General features: G+C 48.0%; 15 protein-coding genes. 13 read left to right on the top strand and 2 right to left on the bottom strand.

The annotated features are described in order from the left end of the window. Nucleotides 1-210 precede the first annotated feature (210 nt). The 10 genes from GN112_RS27590 (at nt 211) to GN112_RS27545 (ending at nt 12,381) form a co-directional block, all read left to right on the top strand. The gene (locus GN112_RS27590) at nt 211-1,887 is read left to right on the top strand and encodes an IS1634 family transposase (protein WP_155310853.1); all 1,677 of its coding nucleotides are present in this window, start codon (nt 211-213) and stop codon (nt 1,885-1,887) included. Nucleotides 1,888-1,957: 70 nt separating this feature from the next. Then, a complete protein-coding gene (locus tag GN112_RS27585) occupies nt 1,958-3,022 on the top strand; it encodes an acyl-CoA dehydrogenase family protein (RefSeq protein ID WP_269434954.1) in 1,065 nt (354 codons plus the stop codon). Between the two features lie 381 nt (nt 3,023-3,403). Then, nucleotides 3,404-4,477, top strand: coding sequence for a 6-hydroxycyclohex-1-ene-1-carbonyl-CoA dehydrogenase (gene had, locus GN112_RS27580; protein ID WP_155313108.1), 1,074 nt, complete (start codon nt 3,404-3,406; stop codon nt 4,475-4,477). A gap of 26 nt (nt 4,478-4,503) precedes the next feature. Further along, nucleotides 4,504-6,291, top strand: coding sequence for an acyl-CoA dehydrogenase family protein (locus GN112_RS27575; RefSeq protein WP_155313107.1), 1,788 nt, complete (start codon nt 4,504-4,506; stop codon nt 6,289-6,291). A 10-nt stretch (nt 6,292-6,301) separates the two neighbouring features. Then, nucleotides 6,302-7,057: an enoyl-CoA hydratase-related protein gene (locus tag GN112_RS27570; RefSeq protein WP_155313106.1), complete on the top strand. Its 756-nt coding sequence runs from the start codon at nt 6,302-6,304 to the stop codon at nt 7,055-7,057. 127 nt (nt 7,058-7,184) lie between these two features. After that, on the top strand, nt 7,185-7,625 hold the full coding sequence (locus GN112_RS27565; protein ID WP_462477457.1) for an IclR family transcriptional regulator: 441 nt from the start codon (nt 7,185-7,187) through the stop codon (nt 7,623-7,625). A 163-nt stretch (nt 7,626-7,788) separates the two neighbouring features. Then, nucleotides 7,789-8,787, top strand: coding sequence for a transposase (locus tag GN112_RS27560; RefSeq protein WP_155309800.1), 999 nt, complete (start codon nt 7,789-7,791; stop codon nt 8,785-8,787). A gap of 624 nt (nt 8,788-9,411) precedes the next feature. Continuing rightward, complete coding sequence (locus GN112_RS27555) at nt 9,412-10,581, top strand: acyl-CoA dehydrogenase family protein (RefSeq protein WP_155313104.1); 1,170 nt, start codon at nt 9,412-9,414, stop codon at nt 10,579-10,581. Nucleotides 10,582-10,654: 73 nt separating this feature from the next. After that, nucleotides 10,655-11,449, top strand: coding sequence for an enoyl-CoA hydratase-related protein (locus tag GN112_RS27550; protein ID WP_155313103.1), 795 nt, complete (start codon nt 10,655-10,657; stop codon nt 11,447-11,449). A gap of 62 nt (nt 11,450-11,511) precedes the next feature. Beyond that, nucleotides 11,512-12,381 (top strand): 3-hydroxyacyl-CoA dehydrogenase family protein, encoded by an 870-nt coding sequence (locus GN112_RS27545; RefSeq protein ID WP_155313102.1) that lies wholly within the window; start codon nt 11,512-11,514, stop codon nt 12,379-12,381. Nucleotides 12,382-12,762: 381 nt separating this feature from the next. Here GN112_RS27545 and GN112_RS27540 read toward each other — a convergent pair whose 3' ends face one another. Continuing rightward, the gene (locus GN112_RS27540) at nt 12,763-14,268 is read right to left on the bottom strand and encodes a sigma-54-dependent Fis family transcriptional regulator (protein WP_231717152.1); all 1,506 of its coding nucleotides are present in this window, start codon (nt 14,266-14,268) and stop codon (nt 12,763-12,765) included. 394 nt (nt 14,269-14,662) lie between these two features. Between GN112_RS27540 and GN112_RS27535 the strand changes: the two genes are divergently transcribed. The 3 genes from GN112_RS27535 to GN112_RS27525 are packed head-to-tail and all read left to right on the top strand — an operon-like array spanning nt 14,663 to nt 17,153. Further along, the gene (locus GN112_RS27535) at nt 14,663-14,863 is read left to right on the top strand and encodes a hypothetical protein (protein ID WP_155313100.1); all 201 of its coding nucleotides are present in this window, start codon (nt 14,663-14,665) and stop codon (nt 14,861-14,863) included. A 32-nt stretch (nt 14,864-14,895) separates the two neighbouring features. Beyond that, a complete protein-coding gene (locus tag GN112_RS27530; RefSeq protein ID WP_155313099.1) occupies nt 14,896-16,167 on the top strand; it encodes an efflux RND transporter periplasmic adaptor subunit in 1,272 nt (423 codons plus the stop codon). Beyond that, nucleotides 16,164-17,153, top strand: coding sequence for an efflux RND transporter permease subunit (locus tag GN112_RS27525; protein ID WP_155313098.1), 990 nt, complete (start codon nt 16,164-16,166; stop codon nt 17,151-17,153). The genes GN112_RS27530 and GN112_RS27525 overlap by 4 nt, the downstream gene beginning before the upstream one ends. Nucleotides 17,154-17,221: 68 nt before the next feature. Here the strand turns inward: GN112_RS27525 and GN112_RS34620 are convergent, their stop codons facing one another. Next, nucleotides 17,222-19,126 carry an IS1634 family transposase gene (locus GN112_RS34620; protein ID WP_155309797.1) on the bottom strand — a complete coding sequence of 635 codons (1,905 nt, stop codon included), beginning with the start codon at nt 19,124-19,126 and terminating at the stop codon, nt 17,222-17,224. Nucleotides 19,127-19,184: the final 58 nt, after the last annotated feature.

The following is a 19,184-nucleotide window of genomic DNA, read 5'->3' as shown; positions in this document are numbered from 1 at the left end:
GGCCTATGAATCTTACATTTCGCACGAGTGAAACGGTAATTATCAAATTTATTGCTCAAGGCGGGGCAAGTCTATAACATATTGAAAAAATGAATTAAATAAGCACTGGACAATTCCGGCCTTATCTGTTATGCATACAATGTATGAGGCTGGTAAAATGATTCCTTCATCTATATCCAAGCGCCTCATAACCGAGACTACGGAGGCGTTATGGAGCAATTTGAAACTCGATTCAAGCAAGTTGATGTATTGCCAATGGTCAAGTATTTCATGGATCAGCTTGACCTTTTCAACCTTTTTTCCAAGTATGTTCCGGCATCCGACGGAAGTCTTGCGGAGCATGCGCAAAGCTTGTGTATCTTAATTGCCAACATCATATGTGACAACAAACCACTATACAAGATTCAAGAATGGTTGTGCCAATATACAGATGGACTTGTAACAGAACCGGTCGAGCCAAATTTTTTTAACGATGATCGTCTTGCCAGGGCACTATCAGCATTATTTCATGCAGACCGCCATACGCTGATGACCGAGGCTTCTTGCAATGCCATATCGGTACACCAGTTACTTACGGAGGAAATACATAATGATAGCACATCCGTGACTTTCATCGGCAAATACAAAACTCCCGATCCGGAAGCGGTCAAGCTTAAGCATGGGCACAACAAGGATTTTCGACCCGATTGCAAACAAGTTGTATTTGGTCTGAATATCACGGCGGACGGACATGTTCCACTCAGTTATCAGCTATTTGACGGGAATACGACCGATGATGTGACCCATATTCCCAACTGGAACGGCCTGCGCACATTGTTGGGAAAAGAGGATTTCATTTACATCGCCGACTGCAAGTTGAAAACCGAAAAGAATCTAAAGCACATCGCTGGTGAAGGAGGGCTGTTTATCACCATCGTTCCGAAGAATCACAAGGAATACATCCAGTTCATCAAATATCTGAAAAAAAACGAAGTGCCTTGGGAAGACGCCGTTAGCGTTGAAAACTCACGGAAGAAAGGTGAGTTTACCGTTTACCGCACCTATGAGACCGAACTGACCGAAGAAGGCTTTCGGGTCATTTTTGTTCACAGCAGTTCCAAACAAAAAGAGGACGAAGCCAAAAGACAGAAAAAGATCGATAAGGCCATTGAACAGTTAGAAAGCCTGTCACCTAAACTCAATGCGTATCATTTGAAAACCAAAAGGGAAATCAAGGCCGCTATCGATAAGATTGTCAAGGATGTTAAAGAGTTTGTAGAGGTCCGGATAGTAACCGATCGCAAACAGATCAAGGTGAAAGTATCTCCCGGCAGACCGTCTCCACAAAGCATCTACAAAAATAAATGGAAATATACCCACCGCATTGAGTGGCAGTTAAACGAACAATCTCTTACCGAAGCATCGCGAACTGATGGCGTTTTTCCCTTGATTACTAATACGCAGCTTGAAGCCAGTGAGGTATTAGGAAAATATAAAAACCAACCATTCCTTGAAAAACGGATGTATACCAAAAAATCGATTCTGGAAGTAGCGCCTGTTTTTTTAAAAAAGGAGCACCGTATTGAAGCCATGCTCTTTTTATATTTTATAGCCTTGATGATTGTGTCCCTTATCGAACGAAAGATACGGATGAATATGACAGCCGAGGAGATAGACAAGCTGCCCATATTACCCCAAGGGATGAATACAAAAAAGCCGACTTGGAATAACATCCGTTATTTCTATCGTAATGTCCACTTCTCGCAGATAATCCGGAATGGCGTATGTATACAATCAGTGGTGAAGGGAATCGGTGACATGCACAAACTTATCAACCGGTTGTTGGAGATACCCGAGGCGATCTACAATTATTTTCAAGATGGCTGGTGGCAATTTAAAGCTACCTGATTGATTTTAAAAAACAAAAACATAAGAAAATTAAAAAATTATTCGCCCGCCATGCGAAATGTAAGATGAATTGGAAAAAAAACATGAATTTCCCATGGGAATATACAAGAAGGCCGCTAAGTTAGGCTTTGTCGCGCCCTATGTGGATGAAGACTATGGGGGTGATGGCCTGGGTATTCTTGAGAATGCAATGATCGTAGAGGAGTTTTGTAAAGCGGACTCCAGTATCGGTCTCGCAATTGATTTGGCATCGCTGCCTTGTAAATTTCTTTATCGTTTTGGGAATCATGATCAGAATGAGCGGTATCTTTCCAAAATCACATCGGGCGAGTTCGGTGCGGCAATTGCTCTAACCGAGCCGGACCATGGCAGTGACATTACCCAGATGGATACCGTAGCCGTTAAAAAAAATGGAAGTTATTTGCTCTCCGGCAACAAAACCTTCATCACCAATGGTACGATCGCCGATTTTTACACGGTTCTTTGCCAAACGGACCCAGATGCTTCGCCCAAATACAAGGGGATGAGCATCCTTATTGTCGACCGTGATATGATCGGAAAGCACTTCCAGGTGAATGAGCTGGGAGAGAAGATGGGTATCCGGCTGACCAGTTCCGCCGAATTGGTTTTTGACAACCTCGAGGTTCCTGAGGAAAATCTTTTGGGTGAGGCTGGCAGAGGTTTCTACCAAGCCATGGGGTTTTTCGAAGAGAGCAAGATAGAGATCGCCGCCCAGGCCGTGGGTGTGGCCCAGGGAGCGTTCGATCTTGCCTATCAATATTCAAAAGAACGGAAACAGTTCGACAAGCCGATTGCCTGTTTTCAGAGCATGCAACACAAATTCGTTGATATGTACCTGAAAATCGAAAATGCCCGTCACCTGGTTCACAAAGCGGCATTCAAGTTTGACCAAGGGCAGCGTGATCACCGGGCGGCGGCGATGGCAAAATACTATGCCGCCAATATCGCCAATGAAGTGACCTACGATGCCTTGCAGGTATTTGGAGGATATGGCTATTTTCAGGAGTATAAGGTGGAACGTTACTACCGGGACGCGCGGATACTATCCATTTATGAAGGAACCGCGGAAATTCAAAAAAACATCATCGGCACATCACTTTTCCCGGGTCTCTAATAAAGCACCCGGCACATGGCATCCAACCTGAAGGTTGAAGTCTCATCAGCTTAGGTTGCCGGAAATAAATAATTCCCCCAGATCGCGCCGGATTTGGGGTCGTCTACAAGGCGCCGTCACCCGTGCATATCAGGGAATATGTGCGGGTGGCGGCAACGCGGTAGACGGGTGCAAAGACAAGCAGGATGGAGGAATTATTTATTTCCGGCAACCTTAAAACTCATTTATTATCCAGATAGGAGGCAATCTTCATGTCCCAGGAGCATTCATTTGCATCTTCGGCGCCAAAAAGTTATCATCCCGATTCTCAGCCCATTCGTCAAATAATACGGGATAGTTGAACGCCTTTCACTTACTTTCGATATAAAAGGAGCAGTTATCATGGCAACAATGATATCCTGGCAGATGGTGGAAAGAAACAAGCCTTTGGTGCGCGTCGAAGCCCCTATTCCCGAGCCAGGCCCCGGTGAAGTGGTCATCAAAGTCGCCGGATGCGGTGTTTGTCACACCGATCTCGGGTTTTTCTATGACAACGTTCCGATGAAATCCGAGATGCCGATTACCCTCGGCCACGAAATCAGCGGAACCATCGAAGCCACCGGCCCCGGCACCGAAGAGTGGAGCGGGTGCGCGGCGATTATCCCGGCGGTCATGCCCTGCGGCGAATGTGCGGACTGCAAGGAAGGCCGGGGAAACATCTGCATGAAACAGAAGATGCCGGGTAACGACATCCAGGGCGGGTTTGCCAGCCACATTCTGGTGCCGGCCAAACAGCTGTGCAAGGTGCCGGTGGACGAAAATATGAATCCGGTGTCCAAGACCGACATCACCCTGGAGGAACTGTCCGTGGTGGCCGATGCCATTACCACGCCCTATCAGGCCATTATCGAAGCCAAACTCAATGAAACCGACATTGCCGTTTTCAACGGTGTCGGCGGTGTGGGCGGATACGGCGCCCTGCTGGCCAAGAGTTTCGGTGCCGCCGTGGTGGCCATCGATGTGGACCAGCCGAAGCTGGACAACCTGGCGCCTTTCATGGATGCGACCTTCAATGCCAGGGAACTTTCGTTCAAGGATCTGCGCAAAGCGGTTTACGGGGTGGCCAAAGAGACCGGCCGGTCGCGTACCCACCTGAAGATTTTCGAAACCTCCGGCACCTCCGCCGGCCAGAAGACCGCTTTCGGTCTGATGACCTTCGGCTCCCATCTTTCCGTGGTCGGTTTTACCCTCGACACACTGGAACTGCGCCTGTCCAACCTGATGGCCTTCAACGCCACGGCGCGGGGCAACTGGGGCTGCATTCCCGAGTACTACCGCCCGGTGGTGGATCTGATCCTGGACGGCAAGATGCCCCTCAAGCAGTTCGTCAAGACTTTTCCGCTGGATTCCATCAACGATGTATTTGAGAATGCTCACCAGCGAAAGTACAACCAGCGTCCCATTATGGTTCCATAGTAACTGAAAGAGGGAAAGAGAAAAGCATGACTGATTTTAAAATCGACACCAGGGATGTTTTTTACATTCTCAAAGAACAGCTCAATTACGCGGCCCTATGCGATCTGGCGCCATTTGCGGATCTGAACGAAAAAACCCTTGACCTCATGGTAAACGAAGCGATTCATTTCGCCAAAGGCGTCCTCGACCCCCTGAATCGGATTGCCGAAGAGACTCCGTTGGCATTCACAAATGGGGAGGTCCGCTGCCCGGCTGAATTCAAAGAGGCGTTTTGGCAGTATGGAAACGATGGCTGGACCGCCGCAGTCGGTGATCCAGCCTACGGTGGCCAGGGATTCCCGCTGATGATGCGCATTGTGATCAATGAAATGATGTATGGTGCCTGCCAGGCCTTCAACAGCGCCCCGAGTCTGACATTCGGCGCGGCCCGGTTGATTCACAGCTTCGGCAGCGAGTCGCTCAAGCAGCTTTTTGTGTCTAAAATGTTTAGCGGCACCTGGAGTGGCACCATGTGCCTGACCGAGCCCGCTGCCGGGTCCAATCTGGGTGCCCTTGAAACCATGGCCTACCCGGAAGGCGATCACTTCCGCATTAAGGGATCGAAGATTTTCATCTCTTGGGGAGAACACGATCTGACCGAAAACATCATCCACCTGGTACTGGCCCGCATTGACGGTGCACCGGCGGGCACTGCCGGGATCTCTCTTTTCGTGGTTCCCAAAATTCGCGTCAATACCGATGGTACACTATCCGGCCCCAACGATGTGGCCTGCACCGGCATCGAGCACAAATGCGGCCTGCACGCGGCCCCCACGGCTGCCCTGACCTTTGGCGGCCGCGACGACTGCATCGGCTATCTGTGCGGAGAGAAAAACAAGGGTCTGGCGCACATGTTCCAGATGATGAACGGCGCCCGCATCAATTCCGCGGTCAGCGGCATGACCATGGCCGGCAGTGCTTATCGCAATGCCTTGGCCTATGTCCAAGATCGGGTGCAGGGTCGTGACATCGCCGGCCGATCGGAAGGTGACGTCACCATCATCCATCACCCGGATGTTCGGCGTATGCTGCTGTGGATGAAAGCGACCGCGGATGGGATGCGCTCGATGGTTTACACCGCTGCCTTTTGGGAAGACCTGTCCAAGGGGCTGCCGCCCGGGCCTGAAAAAATACGCTACCAGAACCTGATCGACTTTATGACTCCGATTCTGAAAGCCTACTGTTCGGATACGGGTTTTCGCGTTTGTGAAACGGCCATGCAGTGCCTGGGCGGGTACGGATACTGCCGGGATTATCCCATTGAACGCTATCTGCGCGACGTCAAAATCATGTCCTTGTACGAGGGAACCAACGGCATCCAGTCAATGGATCTAATGGGACGTAAGATGCTGATCAGAGATGGCGGCTGCCTGAAAGCCTTTCAGGAGGAGATCGACGGCTTTTGCGCCACTCACCGGAATCACCCTGTCCTTAAAAATCAGGTCGCTCAACTGGCGTCCACCGCGGGCGAGCTCTGGTCGTGCGCCATGGAAATGCGCACGCAAATGAAAACCGACCCGCTCCAATGGGCCTCGACCACTTACCCGGCGCTGCTGGCGTTCGGAGACCTGACCATGGCCTGGCGGCTATTGGATATGGCGGTCATTGCCTCTGACCGGGCCGCTAAAAACGGAAGAAAAAATGATTTTTTCAAAGGCAAAGTGTATCAGGCGACCTGGTTCGTTGACACCACCCTGCCCCACACGATAGCCAGAATCGGCACCTGCCTGCGCCAAGGCCGTGAAATCGTAGATATTCCGGACAATGCTTTTTAAGGAGAAGCCGATGCAACCGGAAATCAAAGACAAGATTGCCCTGATCCGCATCGACCACCCACCGGCCAATGCCTGGAATCTTACGACCATGCAGGCCTTTGGCCGTGCTGTCGAACAGGTGAAAACCGATTCAGCGGTTCGTGTGCTCATTATCACCGGTGCCGGTGAGAAATTCTTTTCCGCCGGCTTCGATGTTAGCGATGCCGCCAACACCGAAGCCATCAGCAATATCGGCCGGGACCTGTGGCAGCAGATCGATCGCTTTCCCAAACCCACGATCGCGGCCATCAATGGATACGCTCTGGGTGGCGGGTTGGAGTTGGCCCTGGCCTGTCACTTTCGGCTGCTGGCCGACAATCCGAAACTTAAGCTGGGGCTAACCGAACTCAATCTCGGCATCATTCCAGGCTGGGGAGGCACCCAGCGCCTGCCCTGGCTGGTCGGACGGGCCAAGGCCCTGGAAATGATTCTGTTCAGTCAGACGCTCGACGGCCGCGAGGCCTTTGATTGCGGTCTCGTCGACCGACTGGTCCCACCGGATCGGCTTCTCGATGACGCCATGGCCATGGCCCAGCGACTGGCCGAGCGGCCACCCGTAGCCGTGCGCTGTGTACTGGAAGCATTCTCGACCGGAATTTACGAGGGGCTTGACCAGGGGCTATTGAGCGAAGCTGAAGGGGCCACCATTGTTCGGCAGACCGAAGACCGCAAAGAGGGCTTTGCAGCGTTCAAGGAAAAACGGAAACCACAATTTTCCGGCAAATAAGATCGAATTTCAAGGTTGCTTATTTATAGGATTTTCAATATCGTTGCGCTGCATCTTGCTACCGATGGTGTAACTATAAGTTTCTTATGTGAACTGGCGACATTGGACCGTGATCAACTGATCCTTCTTGGAGCAAATACGTGGAAGCGAGAGCATGGCGCTCTATTCTCGTGTTGGAAGTGTATTTCCCTATCTTCATGCCGTTAGTGTCGGTAAGGTTTATCTTTCCCTGATGAGCGAAGAAAAAAGGCACCAAGTCATTCAAAAAATAGGTTTGCCTGCCATTACGAAATATACAATTACAGACCCTGAAACCCTTGAAGCTGAGCTTATGCAGACAAAAACCTGCTGTTTTGGATTCGAGGACCAGGAATTAAGAGAGGGTGTCAGAAGAATTGCCGACCCAATCTTTAACTTTTCCGGAAAGCATGTGGGCTGCATCGGGATGTCCGCCTCCATATTTAATTTTGATCTTAAGGATAAAAAGAAATATGGCGAAATGGTGGCCAATGCAGCCCGAAAGACTTCAGCTGATATGGGATACCAATCTAATAATGGACCAGCATAGTATTCCATTTCATGTGGGATACTTGTTTATCTGTTTTTCACTACCGTACACTTTTAAAAAACTTATAACTATATGATATAGTAGAATATAATAATTCTGGACATTCCACCAGTCATTTTATATATTAGGCTTCCACGATTATCTCTTATAATATGGAGGCCTTATGAATGACTGCAAATCGATTTATAGAAAAGTCAACGATTTTGTCAAACTTTTCTACCCGGTGGAACTCAAAGGAAATCTCCTGAGAAACATGAACACGCTGGCAACAATGATCACGGGCATCATTATCGGCAAAGAAACCCAGTTACCAAAGATCGCACTCAATGTACCCGAAAATATTAAAGTGCCCAGCACCGAAAAACGCATCAAGCGCCTGCTCATCAACGAAAAGGTTACCGAGCAAACCTACTTTCTACCCTTCATACAAAACGTATTGGCCCACCTTGGTCTTGAAGAAATCGTCCTGGCCATTGACGGCAGTCTGGTTGGACGCGGGTGTATTTGTTTGATGATCAGTTTGATTTACAATGGCCGCGCGTTGCCACTAGCCTTCAAAATCGTTGAGGGTAAAAAAGGCCATCTGCCTGAAGACATGCATGTTGAGGTGGTAAAGAAACTGCATCCATTGATCCCCGAATCCACTCGTCAGGTAATCTTTCTGGGAGATGGTGAGTTTGACGGCACAACGCTTCAGCAAACACTGGCCAAGTTTGGGTGGAAATATGTTTGCCGCACGGCATATAATATTACCATCTACGCCGATAATGAATCTTTTCAGATCGACATCCTTGCCACTATACTGCCCAAGGGCCATTGCAAAGGGATGAAAAACTGCCAGTTCACCAACAAAAAATATGGCCCGGTAACTGCGGTGGCCTGGTGGGGGAGCGATCACAATGAGCCCATATTCCTGGTAACCAATTTTAAATCGGCTGAAAAAGCATGCGACTACTATGCGAAGCGCTTTACGATTGAAACGTTTTTCAGTGATCAAAAAAGCCGAGGGTTCAATATCGCCAAGAGCCATCTTTCTTGTCCCAAGCGGTTAACCCGACTGATGATGGCCAGTTGCCTAGCATACTTATGGGTCATTTTTTTTTGGGATTCTCGCTTTTTCGACTGGCTTGTACAAACAGATCCATCGTTCGGATCGATGTGACCTCAGCCTGTTTCAGCTTGGCCTCAGGATGATAACCTATCTCGCGGTGCGAGGTTTGCCGTTCTCACTTCATAACGGACCAATACCTGATGACTTGCAGACATTTCACCAGAGGGATAAACGAGACCTGCAAAATTTTTCTCATTAGATCAAGGTGTTGTAAAATGTGTACGGTAGTGAAATCTGTTTTCCCGATCTATAGACAGTGTTTAAGATAATGTTTTTGGCAAGGATAGAGGGAGGAAGCTGTATAATCAATACCGCAACGACCGATAACGCCGCCCAAAAACATTAGCTTGAATGCTATAGCGTTCCACATATCTTGTGGCCGCCCATTCTTTTGGTGCCGACATAACAGACCGTCGGCAGATCGTTCGAATTCTCTGCCAAATTTCTTTCCGTTAGAAGTTCAACCCGTTTACAGGGACTGTTTCTTACCCTCTTTTGGGCGCGGCCACATTTTTCCTTTTGGGCTTCTCATGCGATTTTATCGCTGTAAAATCTCGATTATTTTTTTCTTGACACAAAAAGGCAATCAGTTTAAGTACCATATATGAGTTTTTTAATATCATATATGGTACTATAATATATAGGTCAGCAAACCGCAAAGCAGGAGGTTTTTACATGGATTTTGAATTCAGCAAACACCAAAAAATGATCCAAAAGGAAGTACGGCACTTCGCCCAGGAGGAACTGGCGCCAAGGTATCAGCAGTGGGACCGGGAGAAACGGTACCCCCGGGAGTTGGTCAAAAAAATGGGTGATCTGGGATTCATCGGCGTATCGGTGAGTCAGGAGAATGGAGGGCTGGGCGAGTCGTTTGTCACCGAGGGGATCGTATGTGAGGAGATTTCCCGTGGGGACTGTAGTATTTCAATGTCAACGAATGTGGCCAATCATCTCTGCGGAGGCCTTTTGGAGCAAGGACATAAGGAGGCAAAGGATACATTTCTCAAGCCATTTCTGGCCGGTGAAAAGATTCCGGCCTTCTGCCTGACCGAGCCCGGATGCGGAACAGATGCCGCCGCCCTTCAAACGCGAGCAGAAAAGAAGGGTGCCGCCTATGTTTTAAACGGAGAGAAGTCGGGTATCACCGCCATCATGGACGCCGATTTTGCCCTGGTTTTCGCCAAGACCGATCCCGATGCCGGCGCCCAAGGCGTCAGTTGTTTTGTCATTCCGATGGACCTTCCCGGCGTGTCGACCCAATCCTACGAAGACCTTGGATGCAACGCCGTCGTTCGAGGCTCCCTCTTTTTACAGGACGTGGAGATTCCCCAAACCTATCTGATCGGCCAAGAGGGCAAAGGGTTCAGACTGGCCATGCAGGGATTTGACCAAAGTCGCATCCTGCTCTGCCTGGAGGCCCTGGCTCCCGCCTTTGTATCCCTTGAAGAGACCATGGACTATGTCAAACAGCGCCAGGCCTTCGGCCGACCACTGGCGACTTTTGAAGGCGTTTCTTTCCCGATCATTGAACACGTCAGTCTCCTGGAGGCGGTGCGGCTGCTGTGCTACAAGGCATTGTGGTTGAGAGATCAGGGCCGCTCCAGCAGTAAAGAGGCTGGAATGGTGAAATGGATGGCCCCCCGCTTTTCAACCAATGCGATCAGGGATTGTATCGTGCTGCATGGTCATTATGGGTACACTAAGGATTATCCGTTGGAGCAGCGTTTGAGGGATGTGCTGGCCATCGAAATCGCCGATGGCACCTCCCAGGTCTCCAAGCTGGTGGTTCATCGGGAAATGATGGGGAAAAAATTTCTGCCCTACAATTATCGGTATTATCGGTAGATGAATCACCGTCTTTTGGGCCACGTCAAGGCCAAACGATTAAACTCTTGCTATTATTTAACGAGGAAATAAAATGAATTTTGAAGAGATCATCTATGAGAAAGAAAATGGCGTGGCGCGGATCACCATCAATCGGCCCGAAAAATACAATGCCTGTACGTCTCTGACGCTTCTGGAGCTGAACAAGGCGCTGACGGATGCCTGGGTAGACGCAGCCGTTGGAGTTGTGATATTTACCGGTACCGGCAAAAAGGCCTTTTGCACCGGCGGCGATCAGTCCATCAGGGATAAAAGCGGGTATGCCGGCACCATTGCGGCGCTGCCAGTGGAAGTTGGTTGGCAGACCGTGTCCCATCTGATCCGGACCATTCCCAAGCCGGTCATCGCCCGGGTGAATGGCTACGCCATCGGGGGCGGGCACGTATTTCAGGTTGTCTGCGATTTGTCCATTGCCGCCGAAACCGCCAAACTGGGCCAGGCCGGGCCCAAGGTCGGCAGCTTCGATCCGGGATATGGAACCGGTGATCTGGTAAGGGCGGTCGGATTAAAGAAGGCGAAGGAAATTTGGTATATGTGCCAGCTGTACACGGCCCATGAGGCACTTGAGATGGGGTTGGTCAATAAGGTGGTGCCCCTGGATCAGCTGGACAGCGAAGTTGACCAATGGTGTCAGGCACTTTTGGAAAAAAGTCCCACGGCCCTTAAAATGCTCAAATATGCCTTCCACGCAGAAACCGACGGGGTTGGGGGAATCACCAATCTGGGTGTTGGCGGATTGAGTATGTATTATGGAACCGATGAATCCCTGGAAGGCAGAAATGCCTTTATGGAAAAACGAAAACCCGATTATTCCAACTATCGTAAATAAAAGGGATGGAAAAATATAGTTCAAGCGGTCTTTATCCCAATGTGCCGCGAAGGAGGCAATCCATGAAGATCCAGAATATATTCGTTGTTGGTTCCGGCCTGATGGGCAGCGGGATTGCCCAGGTTTTTGCCCAAGCCGGCATGACCGTGATCCTCAGTGATGAAAACCGGGAAGCGTTGCAAAAGGCTCAAGAAAATATTGCCTGGTCGGTGGGCAAGCTTGTCGAAAAGGGTCGGCTCAAGGAACCACAGGATACCATTCTCGAACGGATTCAACCCTCCGGCGATTTGAAAAAGGCCGAAAATGCGGACCTGGTGGTTGAGGCGGTTTTCGAAAACATAGACCTCAAGCAGGATATTTTTCGGCGTCTGGATGAGATCTGCAAACCGGATACATACCTGGCCAGCAACACCTCCTCAATACCGATTACCGAACTGGGGGCGGTTACCCGGCGTCCGGAAAGGGTGTTGGGGCTCCATTTTTTCAGCCCGGTTCCCATGATGCGAGCGGTGGAGGTGGTCAGGGGCGTGAGTACATCCGAGGAGACCATGCTGATGGGGGCCGCCGTGGTTCGGGAATTGGGCAAGGAGCCCATCCGGGTGGAAAGCGATCTGCCGGGTTTTTTGCTCAACCGAATCAACCTGGTGAGTTACGTCGAAGCCATCAAGCTTCTGGAACGAGGCGTGGCGACGGCTGAAGATATCGACAAAGGGGTCCGGCTGGCGTTCGGCCGGCCAATGGGTCCGTTTGAAACCGGGGATGTCGTGGGGCTCGACGTCTCTTGCAATGCGCTGAAATCGATATACCAGGAAAGCCGTGAAGATCGTTATTATCCGCCCCAGCTTTTGAGACGAAAAGTGAGAGCCGGGCAGCTTGGCAAAAAGAGCGGTCAAGGGTGGTACCGGTACGATGAAAATGGTCAGCGTTTGTAGGCGCCACCATAGTCGGCTATCTTTACCCACGGCCGTTCTTTTTTAAAAATGGAAGACAACGGCCAGGGTTGGTCGGCGGCGGTCTGATTGTTCCTTGGGTGGCTGGTCGGTGGTCAAATCCCTTCGCCGCAACGGGACTCGCGAAAGGGGCGATGCACATATCTTGGGCTCCGGCGATTTCATTAGTTGAATGAAGTGAGAAATGTCCTTGGTGTTTCGGACCATGGCGTCGTATTCGGATTGAATTATCCCTTAAACCGCTCTTTTCGGCCCCCAAAACATCGATTTAAGGCCGAAAAACGCCTTTGTCTTTAACCTGAGCCGTCGTCAATCAAGCAACCAGCTTGGTTTGACCTTTATGCCCCCATGGAACCCTTCAGTTTACGAATGCCGCTTATTAAAATTCATGATTCTTGTTGCCAGACCGTTTTTTCCACAGGGAATCCCTAGCTTTCTCATGCGCCCACGCAAGGTGCTGGGATTGATCTTGAGCAATCTAGCCGCTCCCTTACCGCCTTCTATCCTTCCCCCTGTTTGGCTAAGCGCCTTTAGTATGTGAGCCGTAACGGCTTCATCCATCGATAACATTCTGCCAGTTGCAGGACGTAGACTCGGGGTGCCAATGTAATTTTCCGGCGCGACGGTTTTGTTAAAAGGTAACGGGTCTATTTTATTTTCTATCCCGCCTTGAATCAGGGTACGCTCCACGAAGTTTTCGAGTTCCCGAACGTTTCCTGGCCAATAATAGGACTGAATTTCTTCCATAGTCTCTTTGGAAATGATGGGCAGGTTGTCTATCCCTAATTCTCGTGATTTGTGTTCAAGGAAATGACTGATCAAAGCAGGAATATCATCTACTCGATGGCGTAGGGGAGGAATCGTTATGGGAAAAACATTCAAACGGTAAAACAGATCTTCGCGAAATGTGCCGGATTTAACCATCGCCTCCAAGTTCTGGTGAGTGGCACTGATGATACGGACATTTACCGGAATAGTCTCCGTCCCCCCCACCCGTTCAATCTCATGCTGCTGAAGAACTCTCAGTAGGCGTACCTGAGCGGCCGGAGGCAACTCCCCCACTTCATCCAGAAAGATCGTTCCATTGTTTGCGCGTTCGAAACGTCCCCGCTTGCTTGATATCGCTCCGGTAAATGCACCCTTCTCATGCCCGAACAGTTCGCTGTCTATCAGGTTTTCCGGGATCGCACCACAATTTACCCGGATGAAGGAATTGTTTTTTCGCTTTGATGAATAATGAATCGCGTTGGCGATTACCTCCTTGCCGACACCGGTTTCGCCCAATAAAAGCACCGGGCTATTCAACAGCGCAACCTGCTGCACCATCTCCATTACCCCACGAAGTCCAAACTCAGCGCCAATAACAGTATCTCCAGTAATTTCCATCATTTGATTCCGAAGATAGTTATTGTCGTCGGCTAGCATATCTTTAAGACGCAAGATCTCTTGGTGTTGCAGGATATTGGATATCGCGATGGCAAACGGTTCGTGAAGCAAGGATAACAAGTCAGCATGGGATTGATCGTAGCGGTTCTTGCCTTCTACAAAAAGATGAAAGAGACCGAGGCGTGTTTTCTCCAACCAAAGTTCCATACTCAGGTGGGAGGTGTTCTCAGGCCAAAGCATGGAAAAAAGGCTCCTTTTGGGTTCCCCCTCGTTGTTGATATCGTTGATGATTTGAATCTGGTTCTTATTCATCCATCGTTTTTTCAACCATCCCCAGTACGCCTTCGGGATCACCATTGTTTTACTAGGTTTGGCGATGTTTGACGGCCATATCGCTGAAAGCATTCGTCCTACATTCAAATCTGGATCATACAGCGAAAAGAACATACCGGAAACCGGTATGTGATGTTTGATGTATTCCATGAATCGCCTTAATGCCGTTTCAGTATTAAGGCTGCTGAAAATTTGCAGTGTGGCCTGTCGGTAAAATTCGTTTCCATTAACCATTGTTGTCTCGCCTCTTGCATTGAAAACTATCTTATTTGAAAGATTATGCCACGAATCCGTTTTATTTGACAAAATAAATTTTGTATTTAACAGATTAAAATCAATGTTTTATATAACCACTTGAATACTATAGCAAATTAAAAATGGCATGATTTTGGCTGTAATGAATCAGTAAAAAATGTTTTTCAGATGGAAAGATAATATCATGGATCGGTTGGAAATCATTCATCTACGAGGCCACTCACACCGGGAAAAAAAAGATCCCATTGTGGCTTTCAGGCAGCTGTCAGTTCCCAGAAGAATCAACAATTTGAAGGAGATATCGCTTTTTCAGGATCATGCGCTGGAAAATGATCTGAAGATCATTATCCGCTGGCAGGGCTGCACAGAACATACAGGCAAAAGCCCGTTGGGTCTGCAACTGGCGGCAGCGTTTTCCGAATTCGGGCAGATCCGCCACACGGCCTGGGAGCCTGTGATGGGTTACCTTACACAAAAAGCAAAAAGTTGAAGGTTTTTTATATCATAAAGGGATTACCCGCCATGAATGATCGTATTTTAAAGCTCGTCGGTTTACTAACCGTCCTTGCATTTCTGGGATGTTCCGGTTCATCCCATAAGGACCAATACGCCCCTGAACCCGTCCGGCCGATCAAGGCAATGGTGGTTAGCACTTCTCCGAGTAAAGATATTCGGACATTTCCCGGAATCGTCAGAGCTTCGCGCGAGGCCGAACTGGCCTTTCGCGTCGGCGGCCCAGTGGTTGAATACGACATCCATATCGGGCAAAAAGTGACCGAGGGCAGCGTCATCGCCCGTATCGATCCACGGGATTTCGAGGTCGAGGTTTTACAGGTGTCGGCCGAGCTGGAACAGGCGCGGGCCAACCTGAAAGCCATGAAAAAAGGGGCCAGGGCGGAGGATATCGCTCGGCTGGAGGCCGAAAAAATGGCTGCTGCGTCCAGAATGGAAGAAGCTCAAATAAACTTTCACCGGCAGCAAAACCTTTTAATGGAGTCCGCAACCGCCAAAGCCCAGTATGACAACGCCAGAACCGCTTTGGATACGGCCAGAGCCAATCTGGAAATAGTAGACCAGGAATTGAAGAAAGCTCGACAAGGAGCGCGAATAGAAGATATCGAGGCGGCCGAGGCTCATATCAAGAGCCTTACAGCAAATCTCACAGCCGCACGTAACGCCCTGGCCGATACCACTCTGGTGGCCCCTTTTGATGGTTACATCAGTCGAAAATACATAGAAGCACATGAAAATGTGCCAGAGGGACAACCAGTCGTGGCCTTTCTGGATTATTCGAACATGGAAGTCAAAACGAGCCTGCCGGAAACCATCATTGCCCGTCGAAGGGACATCACCGATCTGTACTGCACACTGGACAGTTTCCCGGGACGAACGATCAAAGCTGCCATCAAAGAGATCGGTAGAAAGACTGACTCCGCAAACCAGAGCTATCCGATGACAGTGGTACTCGATCAATCTGATGCAAGCATAGCTGAATCAGGTATGGCTGCCACTGTCCATCTCGTTTTGGAAAACATTAATCCAACAGCTGCGATATTTATGCCCACCGTAGCCCTTTTCTCCGATGGAAACGGCAATACCTGCGTCTGGCGGATCGATCAAAAAGAGATGCGGGTATCAAAGACACCGGTAACCGTCGGTAACTTGCGTGGCGATACCATCCAGATTGTTTCCGGGTTACAAACCGGTGAAATGGTTGCCACCGCAGGAGCCAGGTTTCTACGGGAGGGCCAAACAGTCCGCATTATTATCGACACCGAAAAGGAGCCGGTTTGAAAATAACAGAATATACCATTTCCAAAAAAACCGTCGCCTATTTTTTAATCCTGCTCATCATTGGGGGTGGTATATGGTCCTTTCAGAAACTTGGCAAGCTCGAGTTTCCCACATTTACGATCAAAACCGCCCTTGTCTCAACAGCGTACACCGGCGCATCGGCCGAAGAAGTGGAACAGGAAGTCACCGACCGGCTGGAGATCGCTATTCAGGAAATGTCCCAAGTCAAAGAAATACGTTCCCTCTCCAAAACCGGCCTTTCAATCATTTATGTCGATATTAAGAATAAATACGATTCCAGCGATATTCCCCAGATCTGGGATGAACTGCGCCGCAAGATTTCAGACGCCCAGTTATATCTTCCAAATGGTGCCGGTCCCTCAGTCGTCAACGATGATTTCGGTGATGAATACGGTGTGTTCTTTGCTCTGACCGGAGAAGGCTATACCTATGAGGAACTGAAGGACACGGCCGATTTTCTCAAACGGGAACTGCTTCTGGTCGAGGGTGTGGCCAGTGTAGAGTTGTGGGGTAACCAACAGCAAGTCGTTGAATTGGAGCTATCGAGAGCCCGTATGGCAGAATTGGGAGTATCCATCGGCTCTGTCCTCGACACTCTCAACAAGCAGAACCAAGTATCCGATGCGGGACGAGTAGAGGTCGGCAATGCCGATATACGAATCATCCCAACCGGAATATTCCCTTCGATTGAGTCATTGGGGGATTTGCTGGTGAAAAGTGATGACGCCGGCAATCTTGTATTTCTCAAGGATGTGGTCACCATCCGCTCCGGTTACCAGGACCCTTCGGATTGGTTGTTGCGATTCAACGGTCAACCCGCCATTGGCCTGGGGGTGTCGACTGTGGATGGTGGCAATGTCGTACACATGGGTGAAGCTGTGCGTCAACGCATTCAAGAGTTGATGACCAATATTCCCATTGGCATGCAACTGGAAACGATAGCCTATCCCATCTTTTCCGCTTGAATTTAATATTTACTGTAATTTCTAATAGTTGAGTCATACGCTAAGGCGTTTATGGCACTACTTATTTTTTATACCTCATATTTTACCACTTTTCCTGGACTATGAGGCACACCCAGTGCATCATAAATTTTTAGTTGACGAGACTCTGCTTTTGTGCTTTTTCTAACATGTATTGTCTCGCCATTTTTACTTCTCATTACTGCTGTTGTTCGATTTTGGCCGTCTAATTCTTTTCTCAAATCGGACCAACTTGTATGAATCCCATTTTCTTTAAGTCTAAACCTGATTGTATGAACGTGGTGATAAGCTAATAATGTGATAAAGAGATGTCCTTTTACTCTCCTCGTTATTTGATGAAACACCGGCCGTAAACCCAACTCCGATTTTAAACTTCGAAATACAGCTTCAAGATCAGTCAACATCGTATATGTACGCCAAAGAATAGTTTCATCCAGATCGTTCAAGTTTGTTCTCAAACAATAAACGCCTGGATTTGAATCTGAAGAGTCAGAATTTTTTTTTATCTTCCAGGTAATCTTTGTCGCCTTCTTTGATCCTTTATCTTTATGGATGGTAATCTCATAATTTTTAGCAGCTTTGGTATATTTTTGTTTCAGCCGTCCTACTTTTTCAACAACCTTCTCATAAATCTTTAGCCGACCTTTTTGATTTAAACCATCGTTCAATGATTTTAAGTCTGCTTCAAATCTTTCTGAAAATCGATTTTGAATGCTCTGATCCTTTTTTTCTCGCTCACTTGAATGACAATAAATTTCAGTCTCTTCTGTTTCCTTGACATATTTTTTGTACGCTTTAACAATGTAATCCTTATCTCTTTTTACTTCAACAGCTTTATCATGATCAAATTCTCTATATCTTTTCCTGCTGACAACAAGGTATCGGTAATGATTCGCCTGCAACCATTGTACATTATCGTTTGTTGCTATCCCGGCATCCATTACGACAACTGGTTTCTTTTTATCAAAAACACTCATCTGCTTATCGTCTTCTAATGAACTTTCTGATGGTTTATTCAAGCTTGAAATCATTTCTTCCAGTGTTGATGGCTCACTAACGTTTCCGGAAAATATTTTACTTCTTCTTGGAAAGCCGCTACTGTCCAAAACTAAAGCCAAAGTTACCAAGGGACAGTCTGAGCGTTTTTCTTTTGATTTTCCATGCTTGCCAAGTTCATTATACTTACAGCTTCCCTCAAAAAATGTGTTTGTCAAATCATAAAGTGTAATTATTTCTTCAAAACCAAACAAAAAACGTTCTCGGTTGTATAAATGCCTTTCAATCGCTTCTTTGTCTTTGTAAATACGGTCAGATATTTCATAGATTCGTTTTAGCGACATACTTTCATAGTCATAGCCGATTAATTCGCCTAAACCGCTTCGATTTTGCAGCCAGTAATGCGTTGATAACTCACTGCCGGGAACCGCCATTCGACCAACTATACTTCCGATTGCAGCTGCTATTTGATGATTATTATATCCAAGACCTTCAAATATTTTATCCAATTGTAATTTGAGAAATGTTTCATGTGATACATGTTCAATACTAACGCTACGCGGTCTTATAAGTTCAAGACTATCGATATCAATCAAACGGTAATCGGGGGCATCTATACTATCGTTTTTGTCTGTATTGTTGTTTTGACTCGACCGGGTTTGTATGATTTGTGCAGCATAATGCTGTGCGGCTTGCTCAATTTTTTCCGGCAATTTAAACAAACTTGATTGACCATTAATAATTCCCTCAACACGACAAGCAATATCTGGCCATTGTTCTCGTGGAAAAGGAAAATTTTTACCGAGATTTATAATAGTGCGCTGCTTCACCTTATTTCCAACTCTAACTGATTCAACAAGGCGATGAGTGAAATATGTTTCGCCATCTTTTTTGCTCTTAATTGTTGTTCGTCGGATATACATGCCATCTTGAATTACAGAAAAAACACCGATTGTCAATACTTCGGTGAATTTTATGGCACTACTTTGGCCGGTAAAATTTCAACATATTGTAATT

This window comes from Desulfosarcina ovata subsp. ovata, assembly GCF_009689005.1.
GTDB lineage: Bacteria > Desulfobacterota > Desulfobacteria > Desulfobacterales > Desulfosarcinaceae > Desulfosarcina > Desulfosarcina ovata.
The sequence above is the reverse complement of the archived record's forward strand: the minus strand, read 5'-3'. Positions and strand labels throughout refer to the sequence as shown.